Below are 19,305 nucleotides of genomic sequence, written 5' to 3' on the forward strand. Positions count from 1 at the left end.
TTGTGATCGCCTCGATGTCCGATCGTTTGTTCAAGATCGTCGAAGTCGCCGCCGTTGCCGGACTACTTGCCATGATGGCGCACATAGTCGTCAACGCCCTGTCCCGCACCATGTTCGACCAACCCCTCGTCGGCACTCTCGAGCGTGTCCAATACTGGTACATGCCGGTGGTCGTACTGCTGGGCTTCGTGGTCGCGATGCATCGCACCGAGCACGTATGGGCAGATATCTTCTTCTCCCGATTTCCGGCACGCTCGAGACCGTTCGTCGGCGGGGCGGCGAGCATCATCTGCGCGGCTGTCTGCTTCCTGGTCACGGTCTACTCGTTCGATGTGGCGCAACATAATCGCGCTATCGACCTCACCGCGGGACTGACCGACATCGCTGCGTGGCCGACGACGTATCTCGTGCCGCTCGTCTTCTTGACATTCGGTATCCAGTTCATCGCGCTCGCCTCGAAGCAACTGCGTAACAACGACTCCGACAGTTCCGGTTCGGTATACGCAATGGAACCGTCCCTCGATGCACCGAACGAAGCCGAGAAGACCCGATGACCGCTGTCAGCACAGCCGAAAGACACGACAACCCACAACTGCCGGGCCGTGTGCGAACGGGCCGACTTCCGAATGGGCGGGTCGGTCTCGCAATACTGGCCACCGCCGCGGTCGCTTCTTCGATCGGAATGTTCCTGGACGTCTCGAAGGAGACGACCGGCGTCCTGGCTCTGGTCTTGCTGTTGAGCTTGATCTTCCTCCGCATGCACATCGGTTTCGCACTGCTGGTCTCGGCAATGATGGGCTTGTGGGCACTGCGGGACTTCGGCGTCGTTACGAGCACCGTCTCGAGATTGCCGTTCCAGACCGTCGCGCAATGGACGTTGAGTGTCATCCCGATGTTCGTCTTCATGGGCCTCCTGCTGTGGCGCTCCGGAGTCACCGAGAAGCTGTACGACGTTGCCCGCACGTGGCTCGGCTGGATGCCGGGCGGACTCGCCGTCGGAACGAACCTCGCCGGAGCCGGTCTCGCGTCCGTCAGCGGGTCGACGGTCGGTACCACCCACGCATTGGCACGGATCGGCATCCCCGAGATGTTGCGAGCCGGGTACGACAAACGGATAGCCATCGGCTCCGTCCTGGCAGCCGGGCTACCCGGCCAACTCATCCCTCCGTCGATCACGCTGGTGGTGTTCGCGGGACTCGCGCAGGTTCCAGTCGGTGAGCAGCTGCTCGCAGGCGTCGGTCCCGGGATCGCCGTCGCTGCCTTGTTCAGTATCGCGTTGGTCCTCGCCGCCGTGATCCTCGGCCGGAAGACCCCGAAGACTGTTGCGGCCGAGGTCGGCACGCCGGACACAATGCGCGATCGGTGGCGCGCGCTCGTGTCGATCTGGCCGGTGCCGGTACTCGTTCTGGTCGTCGTGGTCGGCATGTTCTCGGGCATCTTCACCGCAACGGAAGCCGGCGCTGCGGCCGCAATGGTTGCACTCTTCGTGGTGTTGTTCTCCCGCCGACGCGACCGCCCCTGGGGAGCGGTCAACGAGGCGGCCGTCGGCACCATCGCCAGCACCGGATCGATCTTCCTGATGCTTCTCGGCGCGACAGCGCTCTCACGCATGTTGCCGTTGACCGGGCTGACGACGGGCTTCACCGATTGGACGGTCGGTCTCGGCCTCTCCGCCTGGCAGTTCATTGCGCTGATGACCGTCGTCTACCTCATATTGGGAATGTTCCTCGACGGACTCGCGATCATGCTTCTGACCGTCCCTCTTCTGATGCCGACGCTCGCGTACCTCGACATTTCGCTGCTCTGGTTCGGTGTGTTCGTCGTTTTCGCGGCAGAGATCGCTGTGATCACGCCGCCGGTCGGAATCTTGTCCTACATCGTTCACGGCGTCGCACAGGATCCAGAAGTCAACTTGGGCAACAAGATCAGCCTGCGCGATGTGTTCACCAGTGTCGCGTGGGTCATTCCTGTCGCCCTGCTGTTCATCGTCCTGCTGGTGATGTTCCCGGAGATCGCCACCTACATTCCGAGCCAGATGGGCGGGTAGTACCCACAATGTTCCGCACACGCTTTTCCCGATTGCTTTCCGCGGTGGCAATACTGACCTCAACCGCCTTGGTCGCTTCGTGCTCGGCCACGACCACGTCGGCCGCTGGTGGACCCGGCATAGAATTCGGCGCGACGATGGACGAATATCACAGCGCATTCGACGACGTCGAACCGATCGAGTTGTACGCACAGACACCGGGCCCGCAGGGCTCTCTCGTCAGCGACAAGATGGAAATCTATTACGACGCCATCACCGAGTGGTCCGGAGGGAAGATCACGTTCGAGATCTTCTACGCCAACGCCATCGCGGGGGCGACCGAAATCGACGAAGCGCTCGCCGACGGACGCACCGACATCGACGGCTTCTCCAGTGCGACAAGGCCTGCCGAGTATCCCGCGATCAATACGCTGATCAATGCGTCGTTCTTGGGCGATACGTCACCCATTGCAGGGATGTTGCAGTCGCACGGTTGGCTCCTGCAATCCGCGTACGGAACCGACGAGATCTCGCAAGAGTTCGAGGACCGCAACATGGAGCTGCTGATGCCCTCGTACAACGGTGGCGGAATGGCGTTGCTGTGCACGGACGAGGCCGCCTCACTCGACCAGCTCGCGGGGCGTCAGATCGCAGCGGCGGGCCGCACACAGGGCGCGCAGCTGGCCGGACTGAACGCCGTTCCGGTCACCGCCTCGTATGCGGAGCTCTACGAGAGCCTGCAGCGCGGCGTCGTCGATTGCACCGCTACCTCGATTCAGAACGCGGTACTCGGCGGGTACCTCGGGCTGACGCCAAAGGTCGTCATCGATCCCGATGCCGGATTCGCGCTCACCTTCGGCTCGGTTCTGGTCAACCAGGACCGTTGGGACGGTTTGCCTCTGGTAGCCCAACAGCTCCTGTTCGATCGGCTCGATGTGTTCATCGAAACCAACATTCGGACCACCTGGGAGGCGATCGTGCAAGGTGTTGGTGAGGTCGAGGACGCAGGCGGGGTCATCACCGAGTTCGAGCCGGACGCCCGCGAGCGGCTGCAGTCCATCAACGAAGAGCAGGTCGAGCTGCTCGAGCAGTCCGAGGCTCTGGACGACCCGGCAACCGCACTCTCGGACTGGACCACCAACGCGGCTCAGTGGACGGACATCATCGACGAGCTCGGGTACGACAGCGAGATGACGTACTCCGAATTCGCGAGCTTCTACGACGACGACGCGATCGATCTGGATCCGTTCGTCGATGAAGTCTTCGAGCGCATTCTGATGCCCCACCGTCCGGAGGGTTCGGGCGAGGGAACGTAGTTCTCGCAGTGCGTGACAACCGTTGACATCATTCGAATGATAACTATAGTTAGCAGTGATTTGAATCACCATTACTCGGTCGACATCTCGCGCGCACCGAACCGCCACGACTGATGCCTGACTGCACCGATTCTGCTCGACTCGACATTCAGGAGACGCCAGCGTGATCGCCCCAGATTCCCAAGCCACTGCCCCGGACATCCTCTCGCCCGAATTCCTCCAGAACCCGTATCCGCTCTACCGCGTTCTGCGAGAGCATCATCCGGCCCTGTATCACGAAGCGACCAAAAGCTTTCTGATCAGTCGGTACGAAGATTGCGCCGAGGCGTTCCGTAGCGCCAAGTTCTCGAGTCGCAACTACGAATGGCAACTCGAACCCATCCATGGCCGCACCATCCTCCAGATGGAAGGACGCGAGCACTCGACGCACCGCTCACTGCTCAACCCGTTCTTCCGCGGCAACGGACTCGAGAAGTTCATGCCTGTCATCACCCACAACGCGGCCGAACTGATCGGCAGCATCGTCTCGCGCACCGCCGAGGACCTGATCGGGGCGGTCGCCGCTGACGGTGAGGCCGAGCTCGTCGGCCAGTTCACCAGCCGGTTTCCCATCAACGTGATGGTCGACATGCTCGGACTCCCCAAGAGCGATCACGAGCGCTTCCGGAGCTGGTATTTCTCGATCATGGCCTACCTCAACAACTTGGCCGGCGACCCCGAGATCAACGCCGCAGCCGAACGCACCCATGAGGAACTGCAGGAGTACATCCTTCCGATAGTTCGCGAACGCCGCTCCGGCGACGGCGACGATCTGCTCTCCCGCCTGTGCCGCGCAGAGGTCGACGGTGAGCAGATGTCCGACGACGAGATCAAGGCGTTCGTCAGCCTGTTACTCGTTGCCGGAGGCGAGACGACCGACAAGGCGATCGCCAGCATGATCCGCAATCTGATCGATCATCCCGATCAGATGCGAGCCCTTCGAGAGGATCGCAGCCTCGCCGATCGCGTCATCGCCGAGACTCTTCGGCACTCCGGACCGGTCCACATGATCATGCGCCAGACCGAGGAGGAGGTGCAGATCGAGGACACGACGATCCCAGCAGGAGCGACGTGCATCATGATGCTCGCCGCAGCCAATCGGGACGAGAAGCAGTTCTCCGATCCGGATGAGTTCGACATCTTCCGAGACGATCTCAATGTCGAGCGCGCGTTCAGCGGTGGAGCCAACCATGTGCAGTTCATCCTCGGCCGCCACTTCTGCGTGGGTTCGATACTCGCGAAGACCGAAATGACCATTGCACTCGATCTCGTACTCGACACCATGGACTCGATCGAATACCAGGACGGCTTCGTTCCGCACGAGAGTGGCCTGTACTCACGCGGAATTCCGGAACTCCGCGTGAAGTTCCAGCCGACCGGCAAGCTCGGCTGACGGACCCGCAGCGTCGACGGTCCGCTACTTGATCAGAACACCGGCATCGACCGGAACGGAAATCCCTGTCACGTAACGGGACTCGTCCCCCGCCAGAAACAACACCACGTTGCTGACGTCGTCGACCTGCACATAGGGAATGTCCAGTACATGCATTCCATGGAGTAGCGGAACCACTTGTTCGCGAGTCGGTGCTTCCTCGTCGGGCAGGAACAGCTTGTAGATGGCGTCGTTGAGCAGCATCCGGGTGTCCACGTTCGTGGGATTGACCGTGTTCACCCGAATGTTCTGCGGTCCCAGCTCGTTGGCGAGACTCTTCATCAGTCCCACCACACCGTGCTTGGCTGCCGTGTAGTGCGCGTTGTAGGGCAGGCCTTTGGTACCGGCTACCGAACTGATCAACACCATCGAGCCGCCCCTGCCGCCCGCCAGGATGTGCGGCGTGGCCGCGGTCGTCGTGTTCCACACCCCGGTCAGATTTGTCTCGATCATGTTGTGCCAGTTCTGCGCCGACAGCTCATGGGTGGTTCCGCTCCCCGCGATACCTGCATTCGCGACGACGACATCGAGCCTGCCGAGTTCGGCCACCCCTGCATCGACGGCGGCCTTCAGATCGTCGAGGTTGCGCACGTCGGTCTTCGACGCCACGATTCGCCGATCTGCCTTCTCCACGAGGCGAACCGTTTCGGCCAGATCCTCCTCGGTGGCCAGGTCGTACCCGACCGTGTCGACATCGGCGCACGCGTCGACCGCAATGATGTCCGCGCCCTCCGCCGCAAATCGAAGCGCGTGATTTCGTCCTTGACCCCGTGCGGCGCCGGTGATGAGTACTACTCGACCTTCGAATCGGTTCATGCTTCCAACGCCTCCTCACCGAGGAACGCGAGGACCACGGACGAATGCGACCTGGCCTCCTCGACACCCCCGGAATACACCGATTCACCACGGTTGACCACCACGACATGATCCGCGACGCTCAAGCCTGCTTGCGCGTTTTGTTCCACCATCAGCACACCCAGCCCTCGGTCTGCGATATCTCGGACGCTGCCCATGACGGTGTCGACGATGGCCGGCGCGAGGCCCATCGACGGCTCGTCCATCATGATGTATTTCGGGTCGGACATCAGGCCTCGGCCGAAGGCGAGCATCTGTTGCTCACCACCACTGAGCAGCCCGGCCGGACCGTCTTTGCGTTCACGCAGAATCGGGAACAGTTCATAGGCGAGTTCGGTGTTCTTCGCGCGCTTTTCGCTCGTCGAGGTGTATCCCCCGATTCGCAGGTTCTCGGCCACACTGAGTGATGCGAAGACCTGGCGCCCCTCGGGAACCAGCGAGATGCCATGTTTGACGACCCGGTGGGCCTTGAGACCGACCAGCGACTCACCGTCGAGGACGATCGTGCCCGCCGCGGGTTCGACCAAGCCTGCAATGGTTCGTAGCGTCGTGCTCTTCCCGGCGCCGTTCGCACCGAGTACCAACGTGATTCGGCCGGGCTCGACGGTCAGGCTGATATTCGTGACCGCGCTGACCTTGCCGTACCTGACATGTAGGTCATCGACTTCGAGCATCCTGGGCACCTCGCTTTCCTAGATAGGCTTCTTGAACGCTGGGTTCGCGAACCACGTCACGGGGCGTGCCCTGCGCGATCAGAACTCCGAAATTCATGGCGATCAACGTGTCACAGGTATCGACCATCATCTGTACGTCGTGTTCGACCAGAAGCTGCGTCAACCCTTCCTCGCGCAGCTTCCTGAGCAGCGTGGACACGTCCTCGCGTTCGGACTTGTTCATTCCCGCAGTGGGCTCGTCGAGGAGAAGTAGTTTGGGAGACATCGCAATTGCACGTGCGATCTCCACCCGTCGCTGCAGCCCGTAGGACAACTCTCCCGGCCGGATGTCCTCCAGCCCGGTGAGGCCGGTACGTTCGAGCGCCTCCGCGACCGCATCCCGCGACCTCTTCTGGAACGCCTTCCGTCCCAGTAGCAGTTCGCGGATTCCGCCCTTCTCGGCCCCGAGATCGGCACCGAGTGCGACGTTCTCCCGCACCGTCAGGTCTGGGAGGAGCCGGACCGTTTGAAACGTCCGTGCGATGCCGAGTTCGGCGACCTTCTGCGCCGACACCGTGGCAAACGATTCACCCTCGAAGGTGAGGGTCCCCCGCGTGAGCGGGGTCAATTTCGTCACCGCTGCCAGCAGAGTGCTCTTGCCTGATCCGTTGGGGCCGAGGATTCCGAAAATTTTGCCGCGAGTGATGTCGAAGGAAATACCGTCGACCGCCTTGATCCCGCCGTAATGCACTGCAACGTCGTCGATCCCGAGGACCACGTCGGCTGTCGAATCGTTCGGCGTGGCCTCGCGCGGTACCGCGTCGGTCGTCATTGTTTGTCTCCTGCCTCGGCCAGATCCAGCCTGTCGGCCGCACCGTCGGACTCTGCCGTGCGCGAGTCTCCGGCACGTTTCTTGGCCTTGGATTTTCGAATGAGATCGAGGACCGTTCCGTAAATTCCACCCGGAACGTATACGGCGGCCACGGCGACGATGATGCCGTAGACGATCGCCTGGTACTGCCCGACGATTTCCAGGTAGTACGGGAGCCAGGTGAAGATGACGGCCCCGATGACGATGCCCAGCCACGACCGTCCGCCGCCGACGATGATGATGGTCAGCCCGAGCACGACGAGGGGGAAACCGATGCTCTCGGGTGCCACCGTCGTCCGTAGCAGCACGTTGACGGCACCTCCGAGCGCGCCGATGAATCCGCTGATCACGAACGACGAGATGCGGTAGCGAGCAACGTTGACGCCCATCGACGACGCCAGTTCCGGGTCCTCGCGAACCGCGTCGATGCGTCGGCCCAGCCTGCCGCGCTCGCTCAGTGCCAGCAGTGCCACCACCAACACGGTGATCGCGATGATGTGACCGATCGTCAACTGCGGGTACGCAAGAGCTCCGAACAGTCCGACGGAAGCGCCGGTGAATGCACCGCCGTTGTGGGCGACAACCGTGATGATCAAGTCGAAGGACACCGTCGCCATCGCCAGATAGAGACCGTTGAGGCGCTGCACCAGCAACGCGAGCAGGAAACCGATCAGGCCGCACACGACCATGATCGCGGCGATCGCCGCGAACGACGAGAAGCCGTAGCGGATCACGAAGATAGCGGCCCCGTAGGACCCGAGACCGTAGAAGCCTGCACCCGCGAACGAGAAGACACCCATCCGGAGCTGTACCTGAATGCTCAGAGCCAGCAACAACACGGTGAACGTGCTTTGGAACAGGACGATATGAGAGAAGTAGAAGGTGCTCATACGCGCCGCACCTCCTTACGACCGAAGAGGCCTTGCGGACGCAGGAGCAGCACCAGGAAGATCATGCCGAAGCAGACTGCGTCGACCCATCCGCCGCCGGTGAATCGCAGCACGAGCGTCTCGGACAACGCGAGGATGTACGCCCCGGCCGCGACACCCGCAGTGCTGCCGACGCCACCGAGGATGATCACCGCGAAGGCCTTGATCAACAGCGTTTCACCGCTTTCCGGTGTGATCGCTCCCAGGTTGAAGGTGAGCAGTGCCCCGGCCAGACCGGCCAGACCGCCGGCGAATGCCATCGTGGCGAGAGAGAGTGTGCGTCGATCCACTCCCATCAGGGCTGCGGTTTCGGAATCGACACCGATTGCCCGCAAAGCCAAGCCCGCCATCGACTTCCGCAGCCAGATCGCCATCGAGACGGTCAGGACGACGGCAGACAGGACGATCACCAGTCCGGTGTTCGATATTCGCAAGCCCAGGAACGAGAAGACCTGAACAGCGTAGGAACTGTTCGCGAAGCCGAACGGCTCACTCTTGGTCACGTACTGGGCGATTGCAAGCGGAATGGCCGCCACGCCGATACCGCCGATCAGAATCTGCAGCTCGGCTATCCGGTGCGTCTTCGCTCTCTCGAGAATCGGTTGGAAGGCGAACACTTCGATCGCGGTGGACAGAAGTGCGCCCACGATCACCGATACCGCAATGACACCGATCATCGGGAGTTGCCGGTCGTCGACCACCAGGTAGCCGACGAACCCCGCGAACATGAAGATCGCGCCGTGCGCGAAATTCAGAATCCCGACGGTTCCCCACACGAGGCTCATACCGAGGCAGAACAGTACATAGATCGATCCGAGTATCGCCGCATCGACGAGAGTCTGACCCATGGCGTCAGATCACCAGCCCGTGTCGCAGTTCGGTGTATGTCATTCCGACAGCAACCCTTCCGAGGTTCCGTCCCACTCGACGACGACCCCGTCGACCCGTTGGTCGTTGCCCTCGAAGGTCACCGGCCCGACCGCGCCATCGAAGCCCGCCGCGGCAACGGCGTCCAGACCGTTCTTGATGTCCTCGCGCGAGGCACCGCCCGACTCCTTGATCGCGCGGGCGATCATCCACGCTGCGTCATAGCCTTCCGCTGCATAATTGAGCGGGTTCTTGCCGTACTCGGCGTTGTACGCCTCTACGAACGCGACCGAGGACGGTGCAGTCTGCAGGTAGTTGAAGTCCGTAGCCCAGAACATTCCGGCCCCGGCCGGTCCGGCGGGTGCGAGGTTGCCGGCGCCTGCTGCGGGGTTTCCGACGGCCGGGCCTTCGAAGCCGGCCTGGCGAAGCTGCGACATGGCGGTCGAGTTCTGCGCGCCTACGAGCAGGAACACGACGGCATCCGGCTGCTCGCCGACGATCTTGGTGATGGTCGACGCGAAGTCCTGTGTCGTCGATTGCACGCTGGTACTCGAGAGGATCTCGAGGTCCTCGCTCTCCTGCATCGCAGGCAGTTGATTCTCCGCAATTTCGGCGAGAGTCGGCTGGCCTGCGTTGTACAGCACGCTGATTCGTTTGGCCCCCAGCGTCTTCAGATGATCGATGGCCTTGGGGAAATACGTTTCCTGCGGAGCGGTCGAGCGGAACGTGTAGTCACCGATGACGACGCCTGCGCTACCGGACTGGGTGAAGATCACCGGCATCTTCGACGACTCGGCAATCGGCGCGACGGCAACGCTCTGCGGGCCGGACACCGTGCCGAGAATTGCGGCCACGTTCGGATCCGCGATCCCCTGAGTGACCTGGCTTGCTGCCGTTTGCGCGTCTCCCGCGGTGTCGCGACTGTCGAGCTTGATGGTCGATTCCCCGAGGAACTTCTGCTCGTTGATCTCCTTGATCGCCAGTTCGATGCCTTCGAGCTGTGAACCACCCACGTACGCGATGGTGCCGGTCTTGTCGGTGGTCGACAGGAGCGTGATCTCGGCGGGCATTTCTCCCGATGCAGTGGAGCCGGCCGGGCCACCACTACTGCACGCGGCGACCGTCATCATGGCTCCGGCCATTCCGAGCAGCGCCAATTTCCCGGGGCCAGTGGTGAGCTTCATCGTTCCTCCTATTTCATGGCAATGATGCGCATGATTGAGTGATCGATGTCACGTTAAGGGCAAAACTCGCAGTTGTCCAGATCACATTTTGATGTCCGGTCACGACCATCGCTCACGCGATGGAGCTAGTTGCGGCGAATCATTATCAGTGATTAAGTGAGCCATATCACCTGACCGACATGGTCCGCATCGCGGTCATCATCGAAGGAGTCACGTCTTGGCACTCGACGAAGCCACCGCCGCCTTCCTCGCGCAAGCTGCCGAGGGAGGCGGTAAAGCGTTGCACGAAATGACGCCCACCGAGGCCCGCCTGATGAACGAAAGTTTCATCGACCTCTACGGCCCCGGTCCAGAGATGGACAGCGTGGAGAACGTGAAGGTCGCCGGCGCGGACGGCCACGACATCGACGTCCGGGTGCTCACCCCCTCGTCCGAACCTCGCGGTGTGCTCGTGTACTTCCACGGCGGCGGCTGGGTCGTCGGCAACCCCGATCAATTCGACACCCTTGCTCGCAAGATCGCCATCGAGACCGGCTGCGTCGTCGTGCTCCCGGACTACCGACTCGCACCGGAACACGTCTATCCGGCTGCAGCCGACGATGCGTGGGACGTGCTGCAGTGGAGCGCATCCTGGTTCGACGCCGCACTGCCCTTGATGGTCGGAGGAGACAGCTCGGGAGGCAACCTGGCCGCCGTCGTCGCCCAGCGTTCGGTGCGCGAGAACGGGCCGAAGGTAGCTCTCCAGGTCTTGGTCTATCCGGTGACCGATCACGATTTCGACAGCGCGTCGTACAAGGATGCTTCCAACCAGCTGATGCTCGATCGAACCGCGATGATCTGGTTCTGGGACCTCTACACGCCCGAAGCCGGGGTTCGGACCAACTGGGACGCGTCCCCGCTGCACGGCGACGTGACCGACGTCGCCCCCGCGGTCATCCTTCTCGCCGAGCACGACGTGCTGCGCGACGAAGGTCGGAAGTACGCCGACAAGCTCAGCGCTGCAGGCATTCCCGTCGACATCAAGGTCTTCGACGGTCAGATGCACGGCTTCTTCCAGTTCGTCAACATTCTCCCCGGTGCCCAGGACGGCATCTCCTACGTGGGCGACGCCGTTCGTGCCCACCTCGACACCGTGAGCGCGTGAAAGGAACATCATGACAACGGATGCAATTGTGGTCGGTGCCGGCTTGTCCGGTATCTACATGACACACAAACTCGAGCAGCTCGGACTGACGGTGCGAGGCTTCGAGGCAGCGGAAACAGTGGGCGGAACCTGGTTCTGGAACACCTACCCCGGCGCGCGATGCGACGTTCTCAGCGTGGAGTACGCGTTCACGTTCTCGCAGGATCTCATCGACGAGTGGGAATGGACCGAACGCTACCCGGCGCAGCCGGAAATCCTGCGCTACATCGACTTCGTCGCCGACCGACTCGATGTCAAGAGGCACTTCCAGTTCAATGTGCGCGTCGAGTCCGCAGTGTGGGACGAGGACACCTCGCTGTGGACGGTGGGCACCGACTCCGGCGAATACGTGAGCGCGAAGTACTTGATCACTGCTGCGGGATGCCTGTCCACCTCGTCCACCCCGGACTTCGCCGGCCTCGACGCGTTCGAGGGCACCACACTTCACACCGCCGCCTGGCCACGAGACGGCGTCGACTTCACCGGTAAGCGCGTCGGCGTCATCGGCACGGGATCCTCGGGCGTGCAGGTGATTCCGAAGATCGCCGAGCAGGCAGCACACCTCACGGTGTTCCAGAGATCACCTGCGTTCAGTCTCGACTGCGGCAATCGGCTGTTGACCGAGGACGAGAAGCGCATGTTCAAAGAGCTCATCGAGGACTACAAGGTTGCGTCCAAGGCATCCGGCGGTGGACAACCCGTCGACACTCTCGACGTCAATACGTTCGATCATTCGGAAGAGGAGCGCACGGCGGTATTCGAGGAGCGGTGGGATCGCCATCGCGCTATCGATCTCATCGCGGCCTATCCCGACCTGCTCAGCAATCGTGCGGCCAACGACACCATCGCCGAGTTCTTCCGCGGGAAGATCCGCGACGTCGTCGACGACCCCGAGGTGGCCGAGGCGCTCTCCCCGCGCGAGCACCCATTGGGTGCCAAGCGAATAACGCTGGACACCAATTACTTTCAAACTTACAACCGCGACAACGTCTCTCTCGTCAGCGTGAAGAACGCACCGATAGAGGGACTCACGCCGACGGGACTGAAGACAGCCGACGCCGAGTATCCACTCGACGTCGTCGTGTTCGCCACCGGGTTCGACGCCATCACCGGACCACTGCTGAACATCGACATCCGCGGTCGCAACGGAAAAACACTGCAGGACAAGTGGGCCGACGGTCCGGTCACCTACCTCGGAATCGCCGTCGACGAGTTCCCGAATCTGTTCACCCTCACCGGACCAGGAAGCCCGAATGTATTGACCAATATGGTCTGCGCTATCGAGCAACACGTCGAGTGGACCGCGGAAGCCGTCGCGCATCTGGAATCGGTCGGTGCCAAGACTTTCGAGGCCGATGAGACGGCTGCGAAGGAATGGACGGCCCGCGCGGTCGAGCTGGCAGACATGACTCTCTACCCGGAGGGCAACTCCTGGTACACGGGCGCCAACATTCCCGGGAAGCCTCGCGTGATCATGTCTTACGTCGGTGGACTCAACGTCTTCCGCGAGACCTGCGACAGCGTCGCCGCCGACAACTACACCGGCTTCATCACCACGACCTAGGAGTTCGACACATGTTCCGCATCACCGTCGCGTACAACCACCCCGAGGACCCCGACGCCTTCCTCGCGCATTATCGGAGCATCCACGCACCGTTGACTGCGACGATGCCAGGGATCAGCTCGTTCGAGTGGGGTGTGTCCGAAACCCCGGACGGTTCGACGCCCGCCCACTTCGTCGTCGGCAATTTGAATTTCCCGTCGAAGGACGCGGCCCTCGCAGCTCTCGGATCACCCGAGGGTAAGGCCGGCGGCGAAGACATGGCCAACTTCGCAGGCGCAGGATTCGTCATGGACATGCACGAGGTCGAGGTCGCCTGACCGCGGCTTCGCCGCAGTGGTGCGGTCGAGTGCCGCCGGGGGGCACTGAACCGCACCACTTTTTTTACAAGCCGAGGTCCGCCAAGCCGAGCAGGGATCGATATTCGAGTCCCTCGGCGGCGATGACCTCGTCCGCCCCGGTCGCCCGGTCCACCACCGTGGCCACTCCGACGACCGTCGCGCCTGCGTCCCGCAATGCTGCGACAGCCGTGAGCGGCGAATTACCGGTCGTCGTCGTATCTTCCACCACCAGAACACGTTTGCCGACGATGTCCGGTCCCTCGATCTGACGCTGCATGCCGTGCGCCTTGGCGGCCTTGCGCACCACGAATGCATCGATCGGACGCCCCTGGGCATGCATGATCGACATCGCCACCGGATCTGCCCCCATCGTCAGACCGCCGACCGACACGAAATCCCAGTCGGCAACCAGATCACGCATCAACGAACCGATCAGCGCACCCGCCCGATGATGCAGAGTCGCGCGACGCAGATCCACGTAGTAGTCGGCTTCCTTGCCCGACGACAACGTGACCTTCCCATGCACGACGGCAAGCTCTTTCACCAGATCGGCCAGCTCCTGCCGGTCCGCATTCACGGCATGCTCGGCCATGTTCGGGTTCCTCTCGTCTCACCACAGAGTCGGGCGGGTCGATACGAACTTACCCACCGACGTGTTCCGCCGCTCCCGCGGCATGGGCGGTGTCGACTACACGGCGACGTTCGCGGACGGCTGCTCGTCCTGTACTTCCTTCGTCTCCACGAACGGTTCCGGGGCGGTCAGCGAGCGAGACTTGGCGACGAGCGAGGACGGGAAGCTTCCGACCGCCTGTGACAGGCGGTATGCGTTGTCGTTGTACACGCGCACCGCGCCGGCGATGCGGCGTTCGGTGACGTTCAGTTCTCCGGCCGGGCCCTGGAACGCCCAATTGCCCAACGCGGTTCGACGCGCATCGGCGTCGGCGAGCACGGCATGAAATGCGGCGGACAGCGCGTTCTCGGCGGCGGCCTGCGCTTGTAGACCCAGTCCGCGCTCGCGCACGGCCTTCGACCACGAACGTGCACCGCCGAGCTGACGAAGCAGATCACCGGACAATTCGGTGGTCTCCGCGGCGGCAAGGAACGGGCCGAGCTGCTCGTGACGTCGCTCTACTTCGACATCGACCAGCCGCAGACTCTGTTCGGTCTGCTCGCCGTACCGACCGAGTCGACGCACCACGATGACCATGTACCCGACCACCAGCACGATGAGCACCAGAACTGCCGCAACCACACTCGAGGAAACCGTCACAGGGTACGAATTTAGCCGCGTAAGCGCTTCTGCGCCCGTAAACACGCCCGAAGGACATCAGGGCTGATTGCGTCGGCGCTCCGAGTCGAACGGAATGGGGCGTGACACGGGCGGACGCGGAACTGGACGCGACGCATCGGCCGATCGTGCCGCCTGCGGACCGGCCGCATCGGGCCTGGGCGGACGAGGCCGACGACCCGGCTCCTGTGGGCGGGGCTCCTGAACACGGGGTTCGGGGACCCGAGGTGGTTGAACGCGTGGCTCCGGTGTTCGGGGTGCAGGCGTCCTCGGCTCGGGGCTGCGCTGCTCCGGACCGCGCACGGCCTGGATGCGCGGTTCGGACACCCGAGGCTGCTGATCCTGCGGCGTACGTGCCTGCTGAGCACGTGTTTCGTGCACCAGTGGCCTGCCGGGATCGCTTCGATCGCGGCCGGGCTCGCCGCCGCCTGCGCGAGCGCCGTAGACCGCACTTCCGCGGACGGGAGGCAGTACGTGCAGCATGCCCGACAGGCGCGCGACCGCGTCGATCGCAGCATCCCAATCGCGGCCCGAACTGTTCAGTGGCAGAGATCCCAGAGTCCAGTCCTGCTCGCTCCACAACAGCTGTAGATTCGCCGGGATCGACTCGGTGAATGCGGCCATCCGTTGGTCGCACACACGACGAGCGATATCGACGTCGGTTGCGAACACCACGCGCGGGCCGATGGAACCGAGCAGTTCCATGTCCTCGTCGCGGGGCGGTGGCGTCGAGCGGGGCCGCAGATCGATGTCGACATCGGAACCGACCGAGCGCTGCACGGCCACGATGGTCCCCGTCTCCTCGACGTCGAAGAGTACGAACTCCTCACCGCGTCGAACACCGGTGACCACGCCGAGAGCGACGTCGAATTCGGGCTTGGACAGGGCCGCCCGGGAAAACCGAGTGACGAGGTCTCGATCGTGCGATCGATACTCGTACCCTTGCGCTTTGGCCCACATCTGCCGCAGCCGCCCGGACTGATCTCGCTTGGACCTGTCGATGTAGAGCAGGGCCACTGCACCTATCAGTGCAATCGCCGCCAGGCCGAACCACATTGCCGTCATCGCGCACCACCTTAATCGACATCCACGTCGTCACTGCCCACCACCGCCGGGTCCTGTGAACGATCACTGGAACAACCCGAGTTGCTCATCCGCCCAAATTCGGAGTTTCGATGACGACGTTCGCGCGAACAGTCCCGTCCTCGACGGGCTCGCCCTGCACCACGACGAAACCGCCGACGGGCAGCGACGCCAGATCGCTACCGGACAACGAAATTATCTGGGTCTGGGGTGTGGTCTGCACCGTGACCTGAGCGCCGTCGAGGCCGTCGAGTGTCAGGGTCGAACCGTCGTTCGCGGTGATCGTCCCGGCCGACGAACCGAGCTGACCGAGTATCTCGGGAATGCCCCCTGGAATCAGCTCGGGCGTGGTGGCGGCACCCGACTCGGTGGGCTGCGGGGTGGTCGTGGGCGCGCTGGACGTGGGTGGCCTGATCGACGTCGACGGACCGGTGGCAGTGGTGCTGGGCTCGTCCGATCCGCCGCTCAGGAACGAAATTCCGAACACCACGACGATGGCGAGGACGGCGAGTCCGATCAACGCCAGCACCCACGGCCGGGGACCCTTGCTGCCCGCGTCGGCGGAGTTCGGTTCCCCCGGGGGCGGCGGTGCCCCGTACTGCGGGGGCTGTCCGAATTGTTGAGTGTGGCCGAACTGCTGAGTGTCGTATCCCGGTGCCTGGCCGTACTGCTGTGCCTGGCCGTACTGCTGTGCCTGGCCGTACTGCTGGGTCTGGCCGTAGGCCTGGTTCGCTGCCGCCTGCTGATCGGGGTCGTAGGGCGGAAGTGCCTGCGTGGGGTGATAGCCCTGCGGGTAAGCCGGTGGATCTGGATTTCCCTGCGGCGGGTACTGATAAGCCTGGGTGGGATACGCCTCCGTCGGCTGAGCATCCGGATACTGCTGGGCATCCGGATACTGCTGGGCGTCCGGATATTGCTGAGCTCCGAGGTACGGCTGACCGTGGTCCTGGGTCGGCTCGGATGACTCCGCCTGGCGTGCCGCGTCCTGATCGCGTTCTCGAGGTGATCGCGGGTCGTCCGGATTCGTCATTCCACGAGGGTACCTACCCGGTAGACCGCTGGTGACGACACAGAAAGGGCCCGCACGAGCAGTGCTCGTGCGGGCCCGTCTCGTAGACCGGTCAACCCAGGATCAGGCGTTCGCCGTCCGGGCTCGAGTTGACCGACACCACGTCGCCGTCGTGAATATCCCCGGCGAGCAGCAGCTTCGCCAGTTGATCGCCGATGGCCTGCTGGATCAGTCGCCGCAGCGGCCGGGCGCCGTAGAGCGGGTCGTAGCCCCTGGCCGCGAGCCACATCTTCGCCGGCGACGACACCTCCAGCGTCAGACGTCGAGCGGCAAGACGCTTGGTGAGGAAGCCGAGCTGGATGTCCACGATCGACTCGAGCTGGTCCTCGGACAAGGCGTCGAACACCACCACGTCGTCGAGACGGTTGACGAACTCGGGCTTGAACGAACGCCGCACCGCGTCCATCACCTGTTCCTTGGTGCCACCGGCACCGAGGTTGGAGGTGAGGATCAGGATCGTGTTGCGGAAATCGACGGTCCGGCCCTGGCCGTCGGTGAGCCGGCCTTCGTCCAACACTGCGAGCAGGATGTCGAACACGTCCGGGTGCGCTTTCTCGACCTCGTCGAAGAGCACCACGGTGTACGGCCGCCTGCGTACCGCCTCGGTCAACTGTCCACCGGCCTCGTAGCCGACGTACCCCGGAGGTGCACCGACCAGACGAGCGACGGCATGCTTCTCGCTGTACTCGCTCATGTCGATGCGCACCATCGCGCGTTCGTCGTCGAAGAGGAACTCCGCCAACGCTTTTGCGAGCTCGGTCTTACCGACTCCGGTGGGTCCGAGGAACAGGAACGATCCCGTCGGACGGTTGGGATCGGCCACCCCGGCGCGGGAGCGTCGGACGGCGTCGGACACCGCTTGTACTGCGTCCTTCTGTCCGACGACTCGCTTGCCGAGCTCGTCCTCCATGCGGAGCAGCTTGGCGGTCTCGCCTTCGAGCATCCGGCCCGCCGGAATTCCGGTCCAGGCCGCGACGACGTCGGCGACATCGTCCGGGCCCACTTCTTCCTTGAGCATCACGTCGCCCTGAGCAGGCGATGCCTCGGTCTTGGCGGCGAGCTCCTTCTCGAGAGTCGGGATACGTCCGTAGCGCAGCTCGGCCGCCCGGCCCAGATCGCCGTCGCGTTCGGCGCGGTCGGATTCGCCGCGCAGGTTCTCCAGCTCCTCCTTCAGCACCCGCACCGAGTCGATGGCGTTCTTCTCGTTCTGCCAGCGTGTGCTGAGTCCGGCGAGCTTCTCCTGCAGATCGGCCAGCTCCTGGCGAAGCTTGTCGAGCCGAGCCTTCGACGCGTCGTCGGTCTCCTTCGCCAGGGCCATCTCCTCGATTTCGAGGCGACGGACGGCGCGTTCGACCTCGTCGATCTCGACGGGGCGTGAGTCGATCTCCATCCGCAGACGGGACGCCGCCTCGTCGACGAGGTCGATCGCCTTATCGGGCAGGAACCGGGCGGTGATGTATCGATCACTCAGGGTTGCCGCGGCCACCAGGGCGGAGTCCGTGATCCGGACACCGTGGTGCACCTCGTAGCGCTCCTTGAGTCCGCGGAGAATGCCGACCGTGTCCTCGACCGAGGGCTCACCGACGTACACCTGCTGGAAGCGCCGTTCGAGCGCGGCATCCTTCTCGATGTACTTCCGGTACTCCTCGAGGGTCGTCGCACCGACCAGACGCAGTTCACCGCGGGCCAGCATCGGCTTGATCATGTTGCCCGCGTCCATCGCGGATTCCCCGGTCGCGCCCGCTCCGACGATGGTGTGCAGCTCGTCGATGAACGTGATGACCTGACCGGCGGAGTTCTTGATGTCGTCGAGCACGGCTTTGAGCCGCTCCTCGAACTCGCCACGGAACTTCGCTCCGGCGACCATCGAACCGAGATCGAGCGAGACGACGGTCTTGCCGCGCAGGCTTTCCGGTACGTCACCGGCGATGACGCGCTGCGCGAGTCCTTCGACGATGGCCGTTTTGCCGACACCGGGTTCGCCGATGAGCACCGGATTGTTCTTGGTGCGCCGCGACAGGACCTGCACGACGCGCCTGATCTCGGTGTCACGTCCGATGACGGGATCGAGCTTGCCTTCTCGGGCCAGCGCGGTCAGGTCGGTGCTGTACTTCTCCAGCGCCTGATAGGTGTTCTCCGGATCCGCGCTGGTGACCCGGGCGCTGCCACGGACGGCCTGGAAGGCGTCGCGCAGCTCGTTGGGTCCGGCTCCGTGCCCGCTCAAGAGCTTGGCGACGTCGTCGTTTCCTGTTGCGAGACCCACCATGAGGTGCTCGGTGGAGACGAACTCGTCGTCGAGTTCGGTGGCCAGGTGCTGCGCAGCGGTGATCGCGGCGAGGGTTTCACGGCCGAGTTGCGGAGTGGTGGTCGAGCCGGATGCCGAGGGCAGGCGGTCGACGAGGTTCTGCGCTTCTCGACGCACCGTTGCAGGGTCGACGCCGACGGCCTTCAGCAAGGGTGTGGCGATGCCGTCGGTCTGATCGAGCAACGCCACCAACAAATGTGCCGGACGGATATCCGGGTTGCCGGCCGCGGATGCGGCCTGCAGAGCAGACGACAGTGCAGCCTGCGACTTCGTGGTGGGAGTGAAACTGTCCACCGGTCACCT

The 19,305-nt window shown here is 63.4% G+C and carries 18 protein-coding genes; 7 read left to right on the plus strand and 11 right to left on the minus strand.

Annotated features, from left to right (window positions below; translation table 11 throughout):
- Nucleotides 1-14: 14 nt before the first annotated feature.
- From MTX35_RS08800 to MTX35_RS08815, 4 genes are all read left to right on the plus strand, one after another.
- Nucleotides 15-554 (plus strand): TRAP transporter small permease, encoded by a 540-nt coding sequence (locus tag MTX35_RS08800; protein ID WP_243594602.1) that lies wholly within the window; start codon nucleotides 15-17, stop codon nucleotides 552-554.
- Nucleotides 551-2,047, plus strand: a complete 1,497-nt coding sequence (locus MTX35_RS08805) for a TRAP transporter large permease (protein WP_243594603.1) — start codon at nucleotides 551-553, stop codon at nucleotides 2,045-2,047. Before MTX35_RS08800 ends, MTX35_RS08805 begins: the two co-directional genes overlap by 4 nt.
- A gap of 137 nt (nucleotides 2,048-2,184) precedes the next feature.
- Nucleotides 2,185-3,342 carry a TRAP transporter substrate-binding protein DctP gene (dctP, locus tag MTX35_RS08810; RefSeq protein ID WP_243594604.1) on the plus strand — a complete coding sequence of 386 codons (1,158 nt, stop codon included), beginning with the start codon at nucleotides 2,185-2,187 and terminating at the stop codon, nucleotides 3,340-3,342.
- Between the two features lie 163 nt (nucleotides 3,343-3,505).
- Nucleotides 3,506-4,774 (plus strand): cytochrome P450, encoded by a 1,269-nt coding sequence (locus MTX35_RS08815; RefSeq protein WP_243594605.1) that lies wholly within the window; start codon nucleotides 3,506-3,508, stop codon nucleotides 4,772-4,774.
- 24 nt (nucleotides 4,775-4,798) lie between these two features.
- Here MTX35_RS08815 and MTX35_RS08820 read toward each other — a convergent pair whose 3' ends face one another.
- The 6 genes from MTX35_RS08820 to MTX35_RS08845 are packed head-to-tail and all read right to left on the minus strand — an operon-like array spanning nucleotide 4,799 to nucleotide 10,172.
- Nucleotides 4,799-5,629, minus strand: coding sequence for a mycofactocin-coupled SDR family oxidoreductase (locus tag MTX35_RS08820; protein ID WP_243594606.1), 831 nt, complete (start codon nucleotides 5,627-5,629; stop codon nucleotides 4,799-4,801).
- On the minus strand, nucleotides 5,626-6,342 hold the full coding sequence (locus tag MTX35_RS08825; RefSeq protein WP_243594607.1) for an ABC transporter ATP-binding protein: 717 nt from the start codon (nucleotides 6,340-6,342) through the stop codon (nucleotides 5,626-5,628). Before MTX35_RS08825 ends, MTX35_RS08820 begins: the two co-directional genes overlap by 4 nt.
- Nucleotides 6,326-7,153 (minus strand): ABC transporter ATP-binding protein, encoded by an 828-nt coding sequence (locus tag MTX35_RS08830; RefSeq protein WP_243594608.1) that lies wholly within the window; start codon nucleotides 7,151-7,153, stop codon nucleotides 6,326-6,328. Before MTX35_RS08830 ends, MTX35_RS08825 begins: the two co-directional genes overlap by 17 nt.
- Nucleotides 7,150-8,082, minus strand: a complete 933-nt coding sequence (locus tag MTX35_RS08835) for a branched-chain amino acid ABC transporter permease (protein ID WP_243594609.1) — start codon at nucleotides 8,080-8,082, stop codon at nucleotides 7,150-7,152. The genes MTX35_RS08830 and MTX35_RS08835 overlap by 4 nt, the downstream gene beginning before the upstream one ends.
- Nucleotides 8,079-8,969 carry a branched-chain amino acid ABC transporter permease gene (locus MTX35_RS08840; protein WP_243594610.1) on the minus strand — a complete coding sequence of 297 codons (891 nt, stop codon included), beginning with the start codon at nucleotides 8,967-8,969 and terminating at the stop codon, nucleotides 8,079-8,081. The genes MTX35_RS08835 and MTX35_RS08840 overlap by 4 nt, the downstream gene beginning before the upstream one ends.
- 39 nt (nucleotides 8,970-9,008) lie before the next feature.
- The gene (locus MTX35_RS08845; RefSeq protein ID WP_243594611.1) at nucleotides 9,009-10,172 is read right to left on the minus strand and encodes an ABC transporter substrate-binding protein; all 1,164 of its coding nucleotides are present in this window, start codon (nucleotides 10,170-10,172) and stop codon (nucleotides 9,009-9,011) included.
- 217 nt (nucleotides 10,173-10,389) lie between these two features.
- Here MTX35_RS08845 and MTX35_RS08850 point away from each other — a divergent pair, with 217 nt between their 5' ends.
- Genes MTX35_RS08850 through MTX35_RS08860 form a run of 3 tightly spaced genes read left to right on the plus strand, consistent with a single transcriptional unit; the run spans nucleotide 10,390 to nucleotide 13,236 of the window.
- Complete coding sequence (locus MTX35_RS08850) at nucleotides 10,390-11,316, plus strand: alpha/beta hydrolase (protein WP_243594612.1); 927 nt, start codon at nucleotides 10,390-10,392, stop codon at nucleotides 11,314-11,316.
- A 10-nt stretch (nucleotides 11,317-11,326) separates the two neighbouring features.
- A complete protein-coding gene (locus MTX35_RS08855) occupies nucleotides 11,327-12,919 on the plus strand; it encodes an NAD(P)/FAD-dependent oxidoreductase (protein ID WP_243594613.1) in 1,593 nt (530 codons plus the stop codon).
- A gap of 11 nt (nucleotides 12,920-12,930) precedes the next feature.
- Complete coding sequence (locus MTX35_RS08860; RefSeq protein ID WP_243594614.1) at nucleotides 12,931-13,236, plus strand: EthD family reductase; 306 nt, start codon at nucleotides 12,931-12,933, stop codon at nucleotides 13,234-13,236.
- Between the two features lie 64 nt (nucleotides 13,237-13,300).
- Here the strand turns inward: MTX35_RS08860 and pyrE are convergent, their stop codons facing one another.
- The 5 genes from pyrE to clpB all read right to left on the minus strand — a co-directional run bounded on the left by pyrE (nucleotide 13,301) and on the right by clpB (nucleotide 19,296).
- Nucleotides 13,301-13,849 (minus strand): orotate phosphoribosyltransferase, encoded by a 549-nt coding sequence (gene pyrE, locus MTX35_RS08865; RefSeq protein ID WP_243594615.1) that lies wholly within the window; start codon nucleotides 13,847-13,849, stop codon nucleotides 13,301-13,303.
- Nucleotides 13,850-13,945: 96 nt separating this feature from the next.
- Nucleotides 13,946-14,527 (minus strand): LemA family protein, encoded by a 582-nt coding sequence (locus MTX35_RS08870; protein ID WP_243594616.1) that lies wholly within the window; start codon nucleotides 14,525-14,527, stop codon nucleotides 13,946-13,948.
- Nucleotides 14,528-14,584: 57 nt separating this feature from the next.
- Complete coding sequence (locus MTX35_RS08875; RefSeq protein WP_374230264.1) at nucleotides 14,585-15,601, minus strand: hypothetical protein; 1,017 nt, start codon at nucleotides 15,599-15,601, stop codon at nucleotides 14,585-14,587.
- A 94-nt stretch (nucleotides 15,602-15,695) separates the two neighbouring features.
- Nucleotides 15,696-16,658: a DUF5666 domain-containing protein gene (locus MTX35_RS08880; protein WP_243594618.1), complete on the minus strand. Its 963-nt coding sequence runs from the start codon at nucleotides 16,656-16,658 to the stop codon at nucleotides 15,696-15,698.
- A gap of 91 nt (nucleotides 16,659-16,749) precedes the next feature.
- A complete protein-coding gene (gene clpB, locus MTX35_RS08885) occupies nucleotides 16,750-19,296 on the minus strand; it encodes an ATP-dependent chaperone ClpB (protein ID WP_243594619.1) in 2,547 nt (848 codons plus the stop codon).
- Nucleotides 19,297-19,305: the final 9 nt, after the last annotated feature.

Source organism: Rhodococcus sp. ARC_M12 (assembly GCF_022810385.1).
Classification (GTDB): Bacteria; Actinomycetota; Actinomycetes; order Mycobacteriales; family Mycobacteriaceae; genus Rhodococcoides; species Rhodococcoides navarretei.

Excerpts from the sequence above, each read along its gene's own strand:
- MTX35_RS08800 (WP_243594602.1), top strand. The coding sequence starts at position 15 with ATGTCCGATCGTTTGTTCAAGATCGTCGAAGTCGCCGCCGTTGCCGGA.
- MTX35_RS08805 (WP_243594603.1), top strand. The coding sequence starts at position 551 with ATGACCGCTGTCAGCACAGCCGAAAGACACGACAACCCACAACTGCCG.
- dctP (WP_243594604.1), top strand. The coding sequence starts at position 2,185 with ATGGACGAATATCACAGCGCATTCGACGACGTCGAACCGATCGAGTTG.
- MTX35_RS08820 (WP_243594606.1), bottom strand. The coding sequence starts at position 5,629 with ATGAACCGATTCGAAGGTCGAGTAGTACTCATCACCGGCGCCGCACGG.
- MTX35_RS08825 (WP_243594607.1), bottom strand. The coding sequence starts at position 6,342 with ATGCTCGAAGTCGATGACCTACATGTCAGGTACGGCAAGGTCAGCGCG.
- MTX35_RS08830 (WP_243594608.1), bottom strand. The coding sequence starts at position 7,153 with ATGACGACCGACGCGGTACCGCGCGAGGCCACGCCGAACGATTCGACA.
- MTX35_RS08835 (WP_243594609.1), bottom strand. The coding sequence starts at position 8,082 with ATGAGCACCTTCTACTTCTCTCATATCGTCCTGTTCCAAAGCACGTTC.
- MTX35_RS08840 (WP_243594610.1), bottom strand. The coding sequence starts at position 8,969 with ATGGGTCAGACTCTCGTCGATGCGGCGATACTCGGATCGATCTATGTA.
- MTX35_RS08845 (WP_243594611.1), bottom strand. The coding sequence starts at position 10,172 with ATGAAGCTCACCACTGGCCCCGGGAAATTGGCGCTGCTCGGAATGGCC.
- MTX35_RS08855 (WP_243594613.1), top strand. The coding sequence starts at position 11,327 with ATGACAACGGATGCAATTGTGGTCGGTGCCGGCTTGTCCGGTATCTAC.
- MTX35_RS08860 (WP_243594614.1), top strand. The coding sequence starts at position 12,931 with ATGTTCCGCATCACCGTCGCGTACAACCACCCCGAGGACCCCGACGCC.
- pyrE (WP_243594615.1), bottom strand. The coding sequence starts at position 13,849 with ATGGCCGAGCATGCCGTGAATGCGGACCGGCAGGAGCTGGCCGATCTG.
- MTX35_RS08875 (WP_374230264.1), bottom strand. The coding sequence starts at position 15,601 with ATGTGGTTCGGCCTGGCGGCGATTGCACTGATAGGTGCAGTGGCCCTG.
- MTX35_RS08880 (WP_243594618.1), bottom strand. The coding sequence starts at position 16,658 with ATGACGAATCCGGACGACCCGCGATCACCTCGAGAACGCGATCAGGAC.